A 16414-nucleotide genomic window follows, 5' to 3' on the forward strand; every position below is an offset into this window, starting at 1 on the left:
GCGATTGCGGATTGACATCTCCGGCCTTCAAACGATAGTTTCATACAACTGTTTGAATTGCAACTCCCCTCCCCGGGCACGCTCATGGCCAGCGATCATACGAGATCTGCCATTCTCGCCGCCGCCGAACGGCTCTATGCCGATCGCGGCTTCGGCGACGTGACGCTGCGCGACATCGTCGCGGAAGCGGGTGTCAACCTCGCCGCGGTGAACTATCATTTCGGCTCGAAGGACGAACTGATCGCGGAATTATTCGTCACACGCTCGATCGCCACCAACCGCGAGCGCCTGCGCGAATTGAAGGCGGCGGAGGAGGAAGGCGGCGGCCGCGCGCCGATCGAGGTGATCCTGCACGCCCTGGTCGGGCCGACGCTGCGCGGTTGTCTCGGCCCCGAGAACCAGCGCTCGACCGCGGCGCGCTTCATGATCCGCGCCTCGATCGAATCCGTGCCGCCGATCCGCCGCATCAAGAATCGCGAGATCGACCATTTGCGCAAATTCGCAGGCGCGATGCGCCGCGCCCTCCCCGACCGCAGCGACGTCGATATCTACTGGGGCCTCAACTTCGCGCTCGCGATGGCGCACCACACCATCCGCGAAAGCGAGCGGCTGACGAAACTGTCCGAAGGCAAATGCGATCTCGACGACGTCGAGGACGTGGTGGAGCGCGTCGTCAACGTCGCGACGATGGCACTGACGGCGGGCAAGTCCGAGGCGAAGGCGCCGTCAAGGTTGGCAGCGCGATAGCTCGGTCGGGGCACGCCTCGTCCTTCGAGACGACCGCTTCGCGGTCTCCTCAAGATGAGTCTGAATGAACATTGCACTTGTTGAGAATTGCCGCCACGTCCACCGCCCTCATCCTGAGGAGCCCGCCCCAGCGAGCGTCTCGAAGGATGGCCGCAAGGGACGTCGCCTCACATCATCGCGGTGCAGTCGATCTCGACGTCGAAGGGGCCGAACCATTCAGGCGTGACGATGAAGATCCGCGCCGGCGGATCGACCGGGAAATAGCGGGCATAGATCGCGTTGAACGCGGCGAAATGTTTCGTCGAGGTGCAGTAGACGTTGCACTTCATGACGTTGTCGAGCGAAGCGCCGGCCGTCTCCAGGCACAGCTTCAACTGTTCCATGACGATCTCGCTCTGGCGCTCGATTCCCATTCCTCCGATCGCACCCGTATCAGGGTCGAACGGCGGCAGGCCCGAGACGAAAATCATGTTGCCGGCGCGCGTCACCGGCGAGACCGGCGCGTTCGCGCGATCGAGAAAGGACGAGATCGGTTCGACGCGGAGCGCTTCGCGTTTCATGGGCGGCCACCTTCGGTTCGAACGAGACTGATGCCTGACTACATTAGTCTGCAGCCGGCATGCTTCGTTTCTAATCGAAGTGTGGTTGTAGCCGCGGGTTCAGGCCCGCTGCGGCATCTCCTCGGCCTCTTCCTTGGCGAGCAGCAGCAGCATCTCGATGCCCATGTCGCCTTCCTGCGGCGAGCGGATGAACTTTATTTCGTCCGAGCTTTGCCGCAGCGCGGCAATGATGGCGACGGCCTGATTGGCCGTTGCCGCCTCGGTCGCCAGAACTGCCTTCTGGTCCTTGGCCTGAAACCCGATCGTGTAGGACATTCACTTCCCTCCGGCATTCGCGGAGAGATCGAATCAGAGTCGGGCGCGAAGCGGAAGCCTGTGCGACTACGGACCGGGATTATCTGGGGATGGCCCGCAAGCCTCAGGCAAGCCCCAGCATTGCGCGCGCGTCTTCCGCGGTCGCAACGGACGCGCCGAGGCTCTTGAGGATGCCTGCCGCGTGCGCAACCAGCTCGGCATTGGTCTTCGCCAGCACGCCCCTGGACATATAGAGATTGTCCTCCATGCCGACGCGGACGTGGCCGCCGAGCAAAAAGGCCTGCGCCACCATCGGGAATTCGGCGCGGCCTATGCCGAAGCCTGACCAGACCGCGCCCGGCGGCAGCAGGCTGCGGGCGTAGAACATCGTCTCCGGCGTGGCCGAGAAACCGTATTTGACGCCGAGCACGAGCGAGAACAGGCCCGGCCCCTTCAGCGTGCCGTCGGCGAACAGGTCGCGCGCCAGGTGACAATCGCCGGAGTCGAACAGCTCGATTTCCGGCAGCACACCGGCCGCCTTCATCCGTTCGGCCATGATGCGGACGTTGCGCGGCGTGTTGATCACGACCTCGCCGCCGGAATTCATGGTGTTGAGGTCGAGCGTGCAGATGTCGGGCTTGAGCAGCTCGATGTGCTCGACGCGCTTCTCGGGCTGAAGCAGCGTGGTGCCGGGGCCGGCGACGCGGGGGTCTTCGACCGAGGGCACGAAACGCCCGCCGGGGCCGGTGGTGAGATTGATGACGAGGTCCTTGTTGCGGGCGCGGATCAACTCGACCACGTCGCGGTAGAGGCCGATCTCCATCGAGGGACGCCCCGTCGCGGGATCGCGCACATGGATGTGGGCGATGGCAGCGCCGGCTTCAGCGGCTTCCAGCGCGGAGGTCGCGATCTGCTCGGGCGTGATCGGCAGATACGGCGACTGCTCGGGTTTTGTGAGATTGCCGGTGATGGCGCAGGTGATGATGGTTTTGCCGGTCATGCGATGCTCCCGTCTTCCTTCTCCCCTTGTGGGAGAAGGTGGCGCGAAGCGCCGGATGAGGGGTACCTCTCCACTGACGAGATCGGTCGTGAGGAGAGATACCCCTCACCCGTCTTCGCTTCGCGAAGCCACCCTCTCCCACAAGGGGAGAGGGAAAAAAGTCAGATGATTCCCTGCTGCTTCAGCGCCTCGATCTTCTCGCCATCATAGCCGAGCTTGCCGCCGAGCACCTCCTGGGTGTGCTCGCCGAGCAGCGGCGGGGCGCGGTAATCCTTGATCGGGGTGCCCGAGAGGGTCAGCGCATTGCGGATCAGCGAGAGCTCCGGTTCGAACTTGTGCTGTGTCTTCACCCGCATGCCGCGCGACTGGACGTGCGGATCGGCAAACACCTGCTCGAAATTGTTGATCGGGCCTGACGGCACGCCCGCCTCTTCCAGCTTCTCCAGCCAGTAGGATACCTTCTGCTTCAGGAACAGGCCGGCGAAGATCGCCATGATCTCCTTGCCGTGCACCACGCGGTCGTTGTTCTTGATGAAGCGCGGATCGCTCGCGAGTTCCGGCTCGCCGAGCACCGCGCAGGTCTTTCGGAATTGACCGTCATTGCCGACCACCAGCATCAACTCGCCGTCGGTGCAGCGGAATACGCCGGCCGGCATGCCGCCATTGCCCCAGGTGCCGCGCCGCGGCGGGGTCTTGCCGTTGACGAGGTAGATCTGCAGCCAGTGCGACAGCGAGGCGATGACGGTGTCGAACAGGCAGACGTCGATCTGCTGCCCCTCGCCGCCATTGACGTCGCGATGGTAGAGCGCGGAGAGGATGCCGATCGAGGTGTTCATGCCGGTCATGTAGTCGACGATCGACGGGCCGACCTTCATCGGGCCCTCGCCGGGCTCGCCGTCGATATGACCGGTGACGCTCATCAGGCCGCCCATCGCCTGCAGGATGGCATCGTAGCCGGCGCGCGGCGCGTACGGGCCGGTCTGGCCGAAGCCGGTCACCGAGCAATAGATGATGCCGGGGTTGATCGCCTTGATCGTCTCGTAGTCGAGGCCGTAGCGCTTGAGGTCGCCGACCTTGTAGTTCTCCATGAAGACGTCGACGTCCTTGGCGAGCTCGCGGATGATGGCCTGCCCCTCGGGCTTGGCGATATTGACGGTCACCGACTTCTTGTTGCGGTTGGCGCAGAGATAGAAGGAATTGTTGTTGTTGGCCTTGCCCTCGGGATCGGTCAGGTAAGGCGGGCCGAAGGCGCGCGCGTCGTCGCCGGTGCCCGGCCGCTCGATCTTGATCACCTCCGCGCCGAGATCGCCCAGCATCTGGGCCGACAAGGGGCCGGCCAGCACGCGGGTGAGGTCAAGGATCTTGATGCCTGAAAGCGGCAGGGCCGACATGTCGATTTCCTCCGGGGAACTGATCTTGGCGCGGCGGCTGCAGGCGCGCCGCGCTCCCTGCGGATACACTATTTTGCGGCTCTGAGCACTGCACTGGCGGCATACGGCTATCTCCTGCCGGCCTCAGGGCCCGTCACCCTCCCCAACTTTCCGCGCCGCGAAGATTTCCTGATCGGCTCAAGCCATCACCACCCGCGGCCGTCGCCGCCCCAGCAGGACCAAAATCAGCACCGTTGCGCAGGAGAACACCAGCGTGAGAGCGAGCGCGCCACGGCTGCCGAACTGGGTGAGCAGGCCGACGAGGAGCGGCGGCGAGATCGCGGACGCCAGATTGAGCGGCAGCGCGATCATCGACATCGCCTTGGCGAACTCGGCCTGGTCGTAGAACACGAGCGGGATGGTGGCTCGCGCCACCGCCATCGCGCCGCTGCCGGCGCCATAGAGCAGGATGAAGGCCGCGACCGCCCAGGTCGCGCCCTCGCTCGCCATCAGCAGCAGCATGGCCACGGGAAGCGCCGTGCCGGCGACGAGCCCGGTCGTGATCCCGTCCCATCGCCCGCCGCCGAGAAGATCCAGCCCGCGGGCGCTGACCTGGATCACGCCCAGCATCGAGCCGAACAGGAGTGCCTGCGCCGGGGCCAATCCTTCGGCCCGGAGCAGCTCGATCAGGATGGCGCTGATGCCGAAATTGACGAAGGCGTTCAGCGTGATCACGCAGACGACGAGACCGAAGGTGCTTCTCGGAATTGCAGGCGGCGGCGCGGCCCGGGCCGACGCACCGCCATGGTCGGTCGCGATTTTCCGGCGCGGCGCGAGTAACGCATAGAGCGGAAGGTTGATGAGGAGCATCATCGCCGCATAGACCAGACAGGTGCCGCGCCAGCCGAGATGCCCGCTCAGAAACGAGGTCGTCGGCCAGAAAATGCTGCTGGAGAGCCCGGTCACCAGCATCAGCCCGCCGATGGCATTCTTGGCCCCTCGCCCGGCGACCTCGTTGAGCATGATGTACGCGCCGGTCGAGAGCGTGGCGCTGCCGCCCATGCCGAGAATGACCCAGCCGACGAAATAGAGCAGCGGCTCGTGTGCGAGGAACAGCACGACATAGCCCGGCGCGGACACGATGGTGCCCACCATCATGACCTTGCGCGCGCCGTGCCGCGCAAAGGCCTTGGCAAGCCACGGTGCGCACAGCCCCATCGTGACATAAAGCACCGAGCTGCCAGCAAATACGCCCGGCAGGCTCATGCCGAGACCGTCCGCAAGCTCGCGGCCAACCACGGCCGGAAGACCAATCGTACCCCATCCGATCAGTTGGGTGATGGCGAGCACCAGCAGGACGCCGATCAGCCTGCTGTCAGATTTGAAGAACCGCATTCCAAACGTTCGCCTGCCCGGCCGACGCAGATCGCGCCGGCGCGACCAGTCTTAGCCGGAGACTGAGGTCATCGGCATGTCGGTTCCGAATGGCACTGCGGCGCTGGCCGCAGAGCAAGCAGCGTCAGGCGGTATGGCCGGGATCGACGTGCTTCGGCGTCTTCTTCTCGCGCTGCGGCGTCATCTTCGCCGGATCGGGCGCGCCTGGCACGCCGCGGGGACCGAGCTGTTCGCGCTGGATGTCGTCTTCGGAACGGGATGGCTCGACGCCGTTCGGCTCAGGGGACCTGGTCATCGCGGTTTTCCTTCTGCGGTGACGCTGCTAGGGCGCCGCCTTGAACCCCAGCGTGCCCTCGCCCTGCTCGCGGCCGGGCACGCTGACGTGAACTTCATGCCCCTGCCGAAGCGCCAGCGTCGCGGCCAACACCGCAGTCTCGAAGGCGGCTTCCTTGGTTGCATACCTGTTCTTGACGTCGCCATCGTGCAGGACGCCCCACTCGTCCTCGACGGGAACGATGGCATATTGTGCAAGGCTCATTGATCACTCCTGACGCTGCGTGAGTTGGGGATGCGCGGCGCTGACGCGCCAGACCGTGTTGCCGCTGTCGTCTGCGACCAGCAAGGCGCCTGATTTGTCGATGGCCACGCCGACGGGACGGCCACGGGCCTGGTTGTCGCTGTTGAGGAAGCCGGTCACGACGTCCTGCGCCGGCCCTGAGGGCTTGCCGCCCTCGAACGGGACGTAGACGACCTTGTAGCCATTCAGCTTCTGGCGATTCCAGCTGCCGTGCTCACCGACGAAGGCGCCGCCGCGATAAGCGGCCGGCAGGCTCGTGCCGGTGGAGAAGGCCATGCCGAGCGGCGCTACGTGAGAGCTCAGCGCGTAGTCCGGCATGATCGCCTTGGCGACCAGATCCGGCCGCTGCGGCTTGACGCGGGGATCGACGTGCTGGCCGTAATAGCTGTAGGGCCAGCCGTAAAAGCCGCCGTCCTTTACCGAGGTCATGTAGTCGGGGACCAGATCGGGCCCGAGCTCGTCGCGCTCGTTTACCACCGCCCACAGTGCGCCGGTCTGCGGCTCGAAGCTGAGCCCGTTGGGATTGCGGAGGCCGCTTGCGAACACGCGCCAGCGGCCGCTGGCACGGTCGACCTCGAGGATCGCGGCGCGGTTGTGCTCGGCCTCCATGCCGTTCTCGGTGATGTTGCTGTTGGAGCCGACGCCGGCATAGAGTTTCGAGCCGTCGGGGCTGGCCACGAGGCTCTTGGTCCAGTGATGGTTGATCGGCCCGCCCGGCAGCGGCGTCAGCACCGTACCCGGCGCGGTGATCTTGGTGTCGCCCTCGGTGTAGGGATACCTGACGATGGCATCGGCATTGGCGACGTAGAGATCGTCGCCGACCAGCGCGATGCCGAACGGCGAATTGAGATGGTCGAGGAAGACGCTTTGCGTATCCGGCACGCCGTCGCCATTGCTGTCGCGCAAAAGCGTGATCCGGTTGCCCGGCCCGGTATCGTTGCCGCCCGAAGTCGCCCAGGACTCGATATAGCCCATGACGATCTCCTTGGGCCGCTTGATTCCCGCTCCCTTCGGCGCCTTGGATTCCGCGACCAGCACGTCGCCATTGGGCAGCACGTAGATGAAGCGCGGATGCTGCAGGCCGGTCGCGAAGGCCTTGACCTGCAGGCCCTCGGCCACGGCCGGGGTCTCGTCCTTCTTCCAGCCGACGATGCGCGCGATATGCATCGGCGGCAGCAGATATTGCTGAATGTCGGGAAGCTTTGGGTTGGCGCCGATCTGCGCCTTGGGATCGCCGCTGCCGTCGTCGCAGCCGGCCAGGAGCAGCAGCATTGAAGAGCACAACAGCGCGCGGCCTATTGAGAAATTCATCGCGCAACTCCCACGCCGTGACGATAGACCATGGCCCAGCCGAGCCAGCCGGTGATCGGCACGATCAGGACCGTGATCGCGGACAGCACAAGCCCGGTCGGCCACACCGAGGTCCAGGCATCGCGGGTGTGGATCAGCGTGTTGACGATCGCCAGGATGAGTGCGACGAAATTGCCGATCAGATGCGGCCAGGCCGGCGTCTGCGCTCGCACCAACCGGTTGCCGAGGAAATCGGTCAGGCCCGCGATCGCCGCCAGCACGCCGAAGATGACGCCGACAAGCAGCAGCCATGCGGAAAAATCCGCCCACATGATTTCGGCGCTGGCCACATAGGCGATATCGGTCAATAGCGCCCCGACGAAGCACGCGATCGGAATCGGCACCAGCATCGGATGAATGGGATGACCCGCAATTTGAGCGGTGGTGCGCAGGCGCACGTCGTCTCGCAGGGTCTCTTGCACCGTCGATCCTCTCGTCATTCGCCCTCTGCCCCGGTGGCAAACTCGACGTTGTTGCGAAGGTTCCTCGGCGGCGATTGGCCGCACCATCATCACGACCGGGCCGCTGGACGGAACCGACGAGCGCCACCGGCCTTGAATGCGATCACCGATTGGAGATTGCGCGTGGATCAACGTCGCGACGACGACTCGTTCAGTCCGGCCTCGAAGCTGGACGGCGTCTCGCAGCGCCAGACCGAGCAGATCGAATCCCAGAGCCGGCCGAACGCCGCGCTGATCCACGAGACGATCCGCGCCGAGGGCGAGCAGGAATTGGAGCGGCGCTGGTGGGCGATCGTGCTGTCCGGGTTTGCCGCCGGCCTGTCGATCGCGCTGTCGCTGATTGTCCAGGGTGAATTTCACGCCCTGATCTCCGATGAGGGGACGCGCCGCCTTGTTGCGCCGCTCGGCTATACCGTGGGCTTTCTGGTCGTCGTGCTCGGGCGGCAGCAGCTTTTTACCGAGAACACGCTGACGCCGATCCTGCCGCTGCTGCACAATCGCGATCTCGGCACCCTCGGGAGCGTGATCAGGCTATGGGCTCTGGTCCTCGCCTCCAATATCGCGGGGACCTGGGCGGTCGGCTCCGTGCTCGCCACCACCAGTATCTTCGAGCCGCGCATCGTCGAGGCTTTCGTCGAGATCAGCCAGCACACCGTGAAAGGCGACTTCACGTCAACCCTCGTCCGCGCGATCTTCGCGGGTTGGCTCATCGCCCTGATGGCATGGCTGCTGCCGGCCACCAAGGGATCGCGGGCGCACATCATCGTCATCATGACCTATGTCGTCGCCCTCGGTGGGTTCGCCCATATCGTCGCGGGTTCGGTCGAGTGCGCCTTCCTGGTGCAGAGCGGCCGGGCGTCGCTCGCGCAGTACGCCTCGGACTTCTTCGCCCCGACGCTGCTCGGCAACATCCTGGGCGGAACGACCCTGGTGGCGCTGCTGAACTATGGACAGGTCGCCTCTGAGATCGACGACCACAGGGAGTAGGACCGCTCAGATTCAGCGGGACGTCGGTGCATGGACGATGACGACCCGCTCCTGCACGAGGTCAGAGGCCGCGCCTCAAACCCAGGGCTTCGCGAACTTCGTCATCCTCGATCGTCTGTGCCAGGCGCCGCTCATTGCCGGCGTCCTTTCGGGCTTCGAAATTTTCCGCAACCGTCCCCAGCGCCCGAAACGCCTCCCCGGCGCTCGCTGCTGCCGCGATGTGGGCAAGCGACCGACCGTTGACCGTGAGATCGGCCTCGCCCCAAGGCGTGGTGTCGATCTCCAAGAGGTCGCCGCCGGCATTTGCGGTGAAGTGCTGGACGGTGGATTTGGAGGTCGGCAGCGTGATATCCGGCGTCCAGTCGATCGGCTTGTTGGTCATGGCGTGGTTGTCCCGAAGTTGCGACCAACTCATAGACCATCCGTCGCGCGCGACATTGACCTGGATCAGGCTCGCTGCCGCCGGGCCGTCAGCGCAGGATTTATCCCGCTTTCCTCTTTTGTCGGGTGGTTGCGAGCAATACGAGGAGGAACGAGGCCGCTGTCATCAGCGTCGATATCGATGCAATCGTCGGGTCGATCTCGTCCCGGAGCGCCGTGAACATGCGTTTGGTCAGCGGCTGGTACCGGCCGCCGGAGATGAACAACGCGACGATGGTCTCGTCCATTGCCGAGATGAAAGCAAAAATGCCTCCGGCGACCACGCTCGCCTTGATCTGCGGCAGCGTCACCGCAAAGAAGCTGCGCAGGCGGTTCATGCCGAGGCTGCGCGCCACCATTTCCTGTGCCGGATCGAAGCTTTGCAGCCCGGCCAGCACGGAGATGACGACGTACGGCAATCCGAGCATCACGTTCGCCAGCACGAGGCCGGGCATGGTCGCGACCAGCCCGACCTTGGCGTAGACGAAGAAGATGCCGACCGCGGTGATGATGACAGGCACCACCAGCGGCAGCAGCAGCGCCATGTGGATCAGGCGCATGATGCGCAGCTTCGACTGGCTGATGGCGTAGGCGGCGGCCACCCCGCACGGGGTCGCGATCAGCACGGTCAGGGCCGCGACCGTCAGCGTCACCTGCGTCGCCTGCATCCAGACGGGGTTCGTGAAATATTGCTGATACCAGCGCAGCGAGAACGACGGCGGCGGGAAGGTCAGGAAGCGCGCGCTCGAGAACGAGATCGGCACGATGATCAGCACCGGCAGGATCAGGTAGACCAGCACCAGCGCGCTGATCGCGTACAGGAAGATGCGTGCGGGCGAGAAGCGCGTCATTTCTGCCCCAACACGCGATCGAGCGCGACGAATCGGCTGACAACGAAGAAGATTGCGAGCACGCTCAACAGCAGCACCACGGCGACGGCGCTCGCCGCGCCGAACTGGTTGTAAAGCTCGACGTTGCGGCTCACCAGCATCGACACCATCACCGTACGGCCGCCCCCGAGCAACTCGGGCGTGATGTAGAAGCCGAGGCAGAGCACGAACACCATGGTCGAGCCCGCGAGCACACCGGGCAACGACAGCGGCAGGAACACACGGCAGAACGTCAGCGACGGGCTCGCGCCCAGGCTGGCGCCGGCCTGCATGAGATCGCCGGGGATTTTTTGCATGGCCGCGTAGAGCGGCAGCACCATGAAAGGCAGCAGGATATGCACGGTCGCGACCACCGTGCCGAAGGTGTTGTGCACGAGCGCCAGCGGCTCGGAGATCACATCGAGATAGCGCAGGAACTGATTGATCACGCCTGTGCGCTGGAGCAGCGCCAGCCAGGCGTAGGCGCGCACCAGCACCGACGTCCAGAACGGCAGCACCACCAGCGACAGGATCAGGATGCTCCATCCCTTCGGCAACGAATTGGCGAGATAGGCCACGGGATAGCCGAGCAGCAGCGCGATCGCCGTTACCGCGAGGCTGATCTCGAAGGTCAACGCAAAACTGCGCCAATAGATGTCCTCGGTGAAGACGCGGCGATAGTTCTCCAGCGTGAAGCCATCATGGTAGATCGACTGCCAGGCGAGCCAGCCGACCGGCAGCACGATCAGTGCCAGGATCACCAGCAGCGCCGGCGACACCAGCGCCAGCATCAGGCCCTGCTCGCGACGCTGATGCTTCTGCGATGGATCTGGCACGGATGTCGCCAAGGTCGATCTCCCTCACTTCTGCATGAACGACGCCCAGCGCTTCTCGGCGGCTTCGCCGGCTGGCGAGGACCACCATGCGTAGGACATCAGCGCCTGCTTGGCTGCATTTGCCGGCTCGCTCGGCAATTGCGCGGCACGCTCGGGCTTGATCACGCTGGTCTCGAACGCCTTGGGGTTGCCCGGGCCGTAGTCGATGTGGAGCGGCAGGTTGGCCTGGTGCACCGGATCGACGGCCTCGTTGAGGAATTTCACCGCGGTGTCGAGGTTCGGCGCGCCCTTGAGGATGCAGAGCGACGTGCTCTGCAAGATGCCCTGGTTGTAGGTGAAGGACACCTTCGCGCCCTCCTTGGCGACGGCGCTGACGCGGCCGTTCCAGGCCATCTCCATGTCGACCTCGCCGTCATTGAGCAGTTGCGCCGATTGCGCGCCCGAGGTCCACCACACCGTAATATTGGGCTTGATCTCCTCGAGCTTCTTGAAGGCGCGGTCGACGTCGAGCGGATACAGCTTGTCCGGCGCGACACCGTCGGCCATCAGCGCCGCCTCCAGCGTCGCGATCGGATGGTTGCGCAGCGCGCGGCGGCCGGGGAATTTCTTGACGTCCCAGAAATCGACCCAGCTGTTCGGCGCGTCCTTCGGGAACGTCTTCTGGCTGTAGGCCAGCACGCTCGAATAGAACTCGTACGAAACTGAATACGGGCTGCGGTAGGCCTCGGGCATCGCCGCTGCGTTGGGGATCTTCGAGAAGTCGAGCTTCTCGATCAGCCCCTGCTCGCCGCCGCGCAGGCAATAGCCGGTGGGGGTGTCGACGACGTCCCAGATCGGCTTGCCGCTACCGACCTGGGTCTTGATCGCGGGCCAGGCGTCAGGAATGGAATCCTGGTTGATGGTGATGCCGAGCTTCTTGGCGGAGGGATCGAGGATCGCCACCGTCTGCGCCTGCTGATAGGCGCCGCCTTGCGAGACAAAGGTGATCTGCTCGGCGGCAGTGGCCGCGCCGGTCAATCCGATTGCCCCCAGCAATGTGCAGCCAAGTCCAAAACCCTGTTTCATCTTCATTCTCGCCTCCTCCAAAGTGATCTCACCGACCGATCGCATCGAGAAACTGGTACCAGCCGGCGACCATGCGCACGGCGGGCTCGCGCAGTGGATAGAACGGAATGGTCTTCATGCGGCTGACGTCGAGCAGTCCGACGTCGGGCGTCTCGCCGCGCACGAAGGCCGCGAGATAGCGCCCCATCAGGCTCGACATCGCGACACCGGCGCCGTTGTAGCCCATCGAGACGAGGGTGCGGTCGTCGATCCGGCCGATATGTGGAACCGAGTCCAGCGTCATGCCGACGAGGCCCGACCATTTGTAGGCGAGCGCGACATCGGCCAGATCAGGGAAGATGCCGACCATCGCCTTGCGCAACGCGTCGAACGCGGCTTGCGAATCCTGCTTGCCGAAGGCGCCGCGACCGCCGAAAATCACGCGATTATCGACCATGCGAAACCAGCGCATCATGCGCTTTGTCTCGGTGTAGGTGCGCCCGGTCGGCATCAGCCTGCCCGCGAGATTGCGCGGCAGCTGTTCGGTCGCAACCATGGCGCTGCGGAACGGGATCAGCGTGCGCTGCATGTCCGCGGTCGCACCGGTCAGATCGGAATAGGAGTTGGTGGCGATGACCGCCTGCTTGGCGCGCACCGCACCTTGTGGCGTCTCAGCGACGATGACGCCGCCATCGCGCCGGAGCTTCACGACCGGCGAGCCCTGGAAGATCGGCACGCCGCGGCGCGCGACGCCGTCGGCGAGGCCGCGCAGATAATTCAGCGGATGGATGCCGCCGGAGCCGGGATTGAGCACGCCGCCGACGAAGATGTCGGAGCCGGTCTCGTCGCGCACCTGCCCCTTGTCGAGGACAATGGCTGCGGTCGAGCCCATCTCGCGCGTCATCCAATTGGCTTCTTCGATCGCGGCGCGGAGCGTCGTCTCGTTGTGCGCGGCCTTGACCTGGCCGGTGCGTGTCAGGTTTGCGCTGGCGATGCCATATTCGCCGACCAGCTCCTCGACCATGTCGGTCGATTCATGCGCGATCTCGTACATGCGCTTGGCCGTGGCGCGGCCATGGGCGGCGTCGATTTCGCGGAACGAGAGGCGGAATTTTGCGGTGATCACACCGCCATTGCGCCCGCTCGCGCCCCAGCCGGGACGGTTGGCCTCGAGCACAACGGGCGACAGCCCGCTCTTGGCGATGTGGTGCGCGGCCGACAGGCCGGTATAGCCCGCCCCGATGATCACGACGTCCGCCTGCTGCTCGCCGGACAGCACCGGAAACGCGCGCGCTGGCTCCGCCGTGGCTTCCCACAGCGAGTTCGCCGACGGCAGCGCGCTCCAGTCCCGTGTCATGCCCGCACTCACGAATTACGCCGCGGGTCCGATGGCCGCGTCGGCCAGCGCTTTCAGCGTCGGGAAATGGAAGTCCGGCTTGGTCAGCGTCTCCACCGCCGGCGTGCCGCCGAAACCGGCGACGCCCTGGCGGCGCTCGATCCAGCACACCTTGTAGCCGAGCTTCCGCGCGATCCCGATGTCGTGGTACTGGCTCTGCGCGACGTGCAGGATGTCGGATTGCTTGTAGCCGAAGGCTGACTGGCGGCCCTTGTTGTAGGCGAAGAACTCCGGGTTCGGCTTGGCCACACCGGTATCGTCGGCGCAGACGGTGTCGTCGAAGGGATTGCCGAGCGCGTGCGCGTATGCGGACAGCGCGACGCGGTCGGCATTGGTCATCGCGACCAGGCGGAATTTCGTGCGCAGGCGCTTGAGCGCCTCGGCCGAATCCGCGAACGGCCCCCAGCGCAGCACCGAGAGCTGGAAAGTGTCGCAGGACGCGTCGTCGGAAGGCAATCCGAGTTCCTTGGCGAGATGACGATAGACGTGGAACATCGCCTCGCTGGAGCGTTCGTAATGCATGTCGCGGCCGAGCTTGTAGGGCTCGAAGATCTGCTCGTCGCTGAGCTCGGCCGGCGTCTTGCCGGAGATCTTGCGCACCGCTGCGAGCACGCCGGCCTCGAAATCGATCAAGGTGCCGACGACGTCGAAGGTGAGGACCTTGAAATTGCTGAACGCGGCTTGGGTCGACATATCAGTTTCTTCTCTCAGGTTGAACAAGGCTTGAATTCAGTCCTTGACCCTCGGCACGACGATGGTGTCCTCGGGGTGAAGGGTCACGGTGAGACTGCCGCCGAGCGGCGGGATGCGGCTGTAGGCCTGGTGGTAGGCAGGTTGGCGCAGGCTGAGCGTGACGCCATCGGCAAGCGCCAGGAAGATGCGCAGGCTCTCGCCCTGGTAGACGATGTCGGCCACCGTCCCCGTCAGCCGGTTGCAGGCGGCATCCTGCGCACCGTCGTCGATCAGCAGTTTTTCGCTGTGCACGGCGAGCATCAGCGCGTCGCCCCCCGGAATGGCGCGGGCGCTGCGCAGCAGCGCGTTGCCGAGCGCGACGCTGGAGGCATCGACGCGGCGTACCGGCAGCATGGTCGCTTCGCCAATGAAGCTCGCGACGAATGAGTCGGCGGGATGGTCGTGCAGCCGCTCGGGCTCGTCGATCTGGATCAGCCGACCGTCCTTCATCACCGCGACACGGTCGCTCATGGTCAGCGCCTCGCGCTGGTCGTGGGTGACGTAGATGATGGTGGCACCGATCCGCCGGTGCAGCGCGCGCAGCTCGATCTGCATGGATTCGCGGAGCTGCTTGTCGAGTGCCGAGAGCGGCTCGTCCATCAGGATCAGCCGTGGCTCGAAGATCATGGCGCGCGCGAGCGCGACGCGCTGGCGCTGGCCGCCGGAGAGCTCCGCGATGCCGCGCTCCTCGTAACCGGCAAGGCCGACCATCGCGAGCGCCGCACGAACCTTGTCGGCCCAGCTTGCTTTCGGCAGGCGACGTGCACGCAAGGGAAACGCGACGTTCTCGCCGACGCTCATATGCGGGAACAGTGCGTAGTTCTGGAAGACGACGCCGATGTCGCGCTTGTGTGGGGGCATGTAGGTGACGTCACGGCCGCCGAACAGGATCGTGCCTGACGATGGCAGGATGAAGCCGCCGAGAATTCCGAGCAGTGTGGTCTTGCCGGACCCGGAAGGGCCGAGCAGCGAGACGAACTCGCCGGCGCTGACATTAAGAGAGACGTCGTCGAGAGCGCGAACGGCGCCGTACGCCTTGCTCGCGGACCTGATCTCGACGCTTTCCGCTCGTTTGTCCAACGATCGACCTCGCCCATGTCCCTGCAACGGCGTGCCTCACTGCGCGCCATAAGCCTGCTTTATAGACAGCATTCCGGAGCATTCGCGGGTGCAGCGTGCGCCGCACCAAATTGTCTCCCGAACACCCTTTCTTTGGGCTGTGTCGCCAATGACACCAGACTTGGCAAAACTCGGCAATTGCCAAATTCTCACCACGCTCATAACATGACGTTATGCCCGAGCTGCGCCGGATGCTGCCCTCAAGTAACGCCCTGTTCGTCTTCGACGCGGCTGCGCGCAATGGCAGCTTCACGGCGGCTGCCGCCGAACTCAACGTCACGCAGCCGGCGGTGAGCCGGATGCTGGGACAATTCGAGGAGCATCTCGGCGTCCGCCTGTTCGATCGCAAGGCCGGCCGCGCAGTGCTCACCGAGGAAGGCGAGCTGCTCTATCGCCGCGTGCTCGAAGGCTTTCGCAACATCGAGAGCGGCCTCGTCGAGATCGAGCGGCGCCGCAAGGGCACCGAGACCGTAACGCTCTCGGTCTCCTCTGCCTTCACCACGCACTGGCTGATGCCGCGCATCGACAAGCTCCAGAAACAGTTTCCCCAGGTCGATCTGCGCTTCCAGCTGATCTCCGGCGCATTGCGCGGGCCGGTGGAGAATGTCGATCTCGGCATGCGCTTCCGCGATCGCGACGAGCCGTCGTCCGGCGGCACGCTGGTGATGAAGGAAGTGATGCTGCCGATGTGCAGCCCGACCTATCTCGGCGCGACCGATCCCACCGAGGGCAACACCATCATCCGCCTCGCCGAGACGCCGGACGACTGGGCCACGAATTACGCGTCACTGCTGACCGGACGTCGCGGTGCGGCCAAGGGGCTCAGCTTCACCGATTATGCCGTTGTGATGCAGGCCGCCCTGCTCGGCCAGGGCATCGCGCTCGGCTGGCTGACGGTCGCCTCGCATTGGCTCCTGACGGGCGCGCTGGTGCCGGCCTCCGATACACTCACCACCACGCGCCGTCTCTGCGAGTTCCTGCCGCCACGCAACCGGCCCATGCGGCCCATTGCCGCCGAGATCCGGGACTGGATCATCGGGCAAATGCGGAACGAGCTCGCTGCGATCGATCGGCAATATCCGCGACTTGGATTGATGCCTGCGTGCTACTGAGGGCAAAGCAAGGTGCGCAAATGAAACGCACCAAGCGTCCTGCAAACATGCGAAGGAAATTGAGCGTTTGTCAGAACGGGAAAACGCGAGCTGTCGGAATTGAACGAGCTCGGTGCGATAAGTTATTGAAATCGTTGGAGCGGGT

The 16414-nt window shown here is 64.8% G+C and carries 19 protein-coding genes; 3 read left to right on the forward strand and 16 right to left on the reverse strand.

Features of this window, described 5'->3' with window-relative positions:
• Positions 1-84: 84 nt before the first annotated feature.
• Complete coding sequence (locus tag CIT40_RS21000) at positions 85-747, forward strand: TetR/AcrR family transcriptional regulator (RefSeq protein ID WP_094895424.1); 663 nt, start codon at positions 85-87, stop codon at positions 745-747.
• A gap of 167 nt (positions 748-914) precedes the next feature.
• Here the strand turns inward: CIT40_RS21000 and CIT40_RS21005 are convergent, their stop codons facing one another.
• The 9 genes from CIT40_RS21005 to CIT40_RS21045 all read right to left on the reverse strand — a co-directional run bounded on the left by CIT40_RS21005 (position 915) and on the right by CIT40_RS21045 (position 7733).
• Positions 915-1307 carry a RidA family protein gene (locus CIT40_RS21005; RefSeq protein WP_094895425.1) on the reverse strand — a complete coding sequence of 131 codons (393 nt, stop codon included), beginning with the start codon at positions 1305-1307 and terminating at the stop codon, positions 915-917.
• Positions 1308-1406: 99 nt separating this feature from the next.
• Positions 1407-1622 (reverse strand): hypothetical protein, encoded by a 216-nt coding sequence (locus CIT40_RS21010; protein WP_094895426.1) that lies wholly within the window; start codon positions 1620-1622, stop codon positions 1407-1409.
• 103 nt (positions 1623-1725) lie between these two features.
• On the reverse strand, positions 1726-2601 hold the full coding sequence (locus CIT40_RS21015; protein ID WP_094895427.1) for a beta-keto acid cleavage family enzyme: 876 nt from the start codon (positions 2599-2601) through the stop codon (positions 1726-1728).
• Positions 2602-2762: 161 nt separating this feature from the next.
• The gene (locus CIT40_RS21020; protein ID WP_094895740.1) at positions 2763-3992 is read right to left on the reverse strand and encodes a CaiB/BaiF CoA transferase family protein; all 1230 of its coding nucleotides are present in this window, start codon (positions 3990-3992) and stop codon (positions 2763-2765) included.
• A gap of 177 nt (positions 3993-4169) precedes the next feature.
• The gene (locus CIT40_RS21025; RefSeq protein ID WP_094895428.1) at positions 4170-5366 is read right to left on the reverse strand and encodes an MFS transporter; all 1197 of its coding nucleotides are present in this window, start codon (positions 5364-5366) and stop codon (positions 4170-4172) included.
• A 124-nt stretch (positions 5367-5490) separates the two neighbouring features.
• Positions 5491-5661 (reverse strand): hypothetical protein, encoded by a 171-nt coding sequence (locus CIT40_RS21030; protein WP_167443366.1) that lies wholly within the window; start codon positions 5659-5661, stop codon positions 5491-5493.
• A gap of 27 nt (positions 5662-5688) precedes the next feature.
• Entirely contained in the window at positions 5689-5904 is a 216-nt protein-coding gene (locus tag CIT40_RS21035; RefSeq protein ID WP_094895429.1) for a hypothetical protein, read from the reverse strand.
• Positions 5905-5907: 3 nt separating this feature from the next.
• The gene (locus CIT40_RS21040; RefSeq protein WP_094895430.1) at positions 5908-7254 is read right to left on the reverse strand and encodes a PQQ-dependent sugar dehydrogenase; all 1347 of its coding nucleotides are present in this window, start codon (positions 7252-7254) and stop codon (positions 5908-5910) included.
• Positions 7251-7733, reverse strand: coding sequence for a DUF2231 domain-containing protein (locus tag CIT40_RS21045; protein WP_244611816.1), 483 nt, complete (start codon positions 7731-7733; stop codon positions 7251-7253). The genes CIT40_RS21040 and CIT40_RS21045 overlap by 4 nt, the downstream gene beginning before the upstream one ends.
• A 144-nt stretch (positions 7734-7877) precedes the next feature.
• Between CIT40_RS21045 and CIT40_RS21050 the strand changes: the two genes are divergently transcribed.
• On the forward strand, positions 7878-8741 hold the full coding sequence (locus CIT40_RS21050; RefSeq protein WP_094895431.1) for a formate/nitrite transporter family protein: 864 nt from the start codon (positions 7878-7880) through the stop codon (positions 8739-8741).
• Positions 8742-8802: 61 nt separating this feature from the next.
• On the opposite strand, the gene CIT40_RS21055 is transcribed toward CIT40_RS21050, so the two are convergent.
• From CIT40_RS21055 to CIT40_RS21085, 7 genes are all read right to left on the reverse strand, one after another.
• The gene (locus CIT40_RS21055; RefSeq protein WP_094895432.1) at positions 8803-9123 is read right to left on the reverse strand and encodes a hypothetical protein; all 321 of its coding nucleotides are present in this window, start codon (positions 9121-9123) and stop codon (positions 8803-8805) included.
• 100 nt (positions 9124-9223) lie between these two features.
• Positions 9224-10012 carry an ABC transporter permease gene (locus CIT40_RS21060; protein WP_094895433.1) on the reverse strand — a complete coding sequence of 263 codons (789 nt, stop codon included), beginning with the start codon at positions 10010-10012 and terminating at the stop codon, positions 9224-9226.
• Positions 10009-10821, reverse strand: coding sequence for an ABC transporter permease (locus tag CIT40_RS21065; RefSeq protein ID WP_094895742.1), 813 nt, complete (start codon positions 10819-10821; stop codon positions 10009-10011). The genes CIT40_RS21060 and CIT40_RS21065 overlap by 4 nt, the downstream gene beginning before the upstream one ends.
• Positions 10822-10890: 69 nt before the next feature.
• The gene (locus tag CIT40_RS21070) at positions 10891-11937 is read right to left on the reverse strand and encodes an ABC transporter substrate-binding protein (RefSeq protein WP_162307594.1); all 1047 of its coding nucleotides are present in this window, start codon (positions 11935-11937) and stop codon (positions 10891-10893) included.
• A gap of 22 nt (positions 11938-11959) precedes the next feature.
• Positions 11960-13267 carry an NAD(P)/FAD-dependent oxidoreductase gene (locus tag CIT40_RS21075; protein WP_162307595.1) on the reverse strand — a complete coding sequence of 436 codons (1308 nt, stop codon included), beginning with the start codon at positions 13265-13267 and terminating at the stop codon, positions 11960-11962.
• A 15-nt stretch (positions 13268-13282) separates the two neighbouring features.
• Positions 13283-13999: an HAD family hydrolase gene (locus CIT40_RS21080; RefSeq protein WP_094895436.1), complete on the reverse strand. Its 717-nt coding sequence runs from the start codon at positions 13997-13999 to the stop codon at positions 13283-13285.
• A gap of 36 nt (positions 14000-14035) precedes the next feature.
• Entirely contained in the window at positions 14036-15118 is a 1083-nt protein-coding gene (locus CIT40_RS21085; RefSeq protein ID WP_094895437.1) for an ABC transporter ATP-binding protein, read from the reverse strand.
• A gap of 212 nt (positions 15119-15330) precedes the next feature.
• Here CIT40_RS21085 and CIT40_RS21090 point away from each other — a divergent pair, with 212 nt between their 5' ends.
• Positions 15331-16269, forward strand: coding sequence for a LysR family transcriptional regulator (locus tag CIT40_RS21090; RefSeq protein WP_094895438.1), 939 nt, complete (start codon positions 15331-15333; stop codon positions 16267-16269).
• Positions 16270-16414 lie beyond the last annotated feature (145 nt).

This window comes from Bradyrhizobium amphicarpaeae (genome assembly GCF_002266435.3).
Taxonomy (GTDB): Bacteria; Pseudomonadota; Alphaproteobacteria; order Rhizobiales; family Xanthobacteraceae; genus Bradyrhizobium; species Bradyrhizobium amphicarpaeae.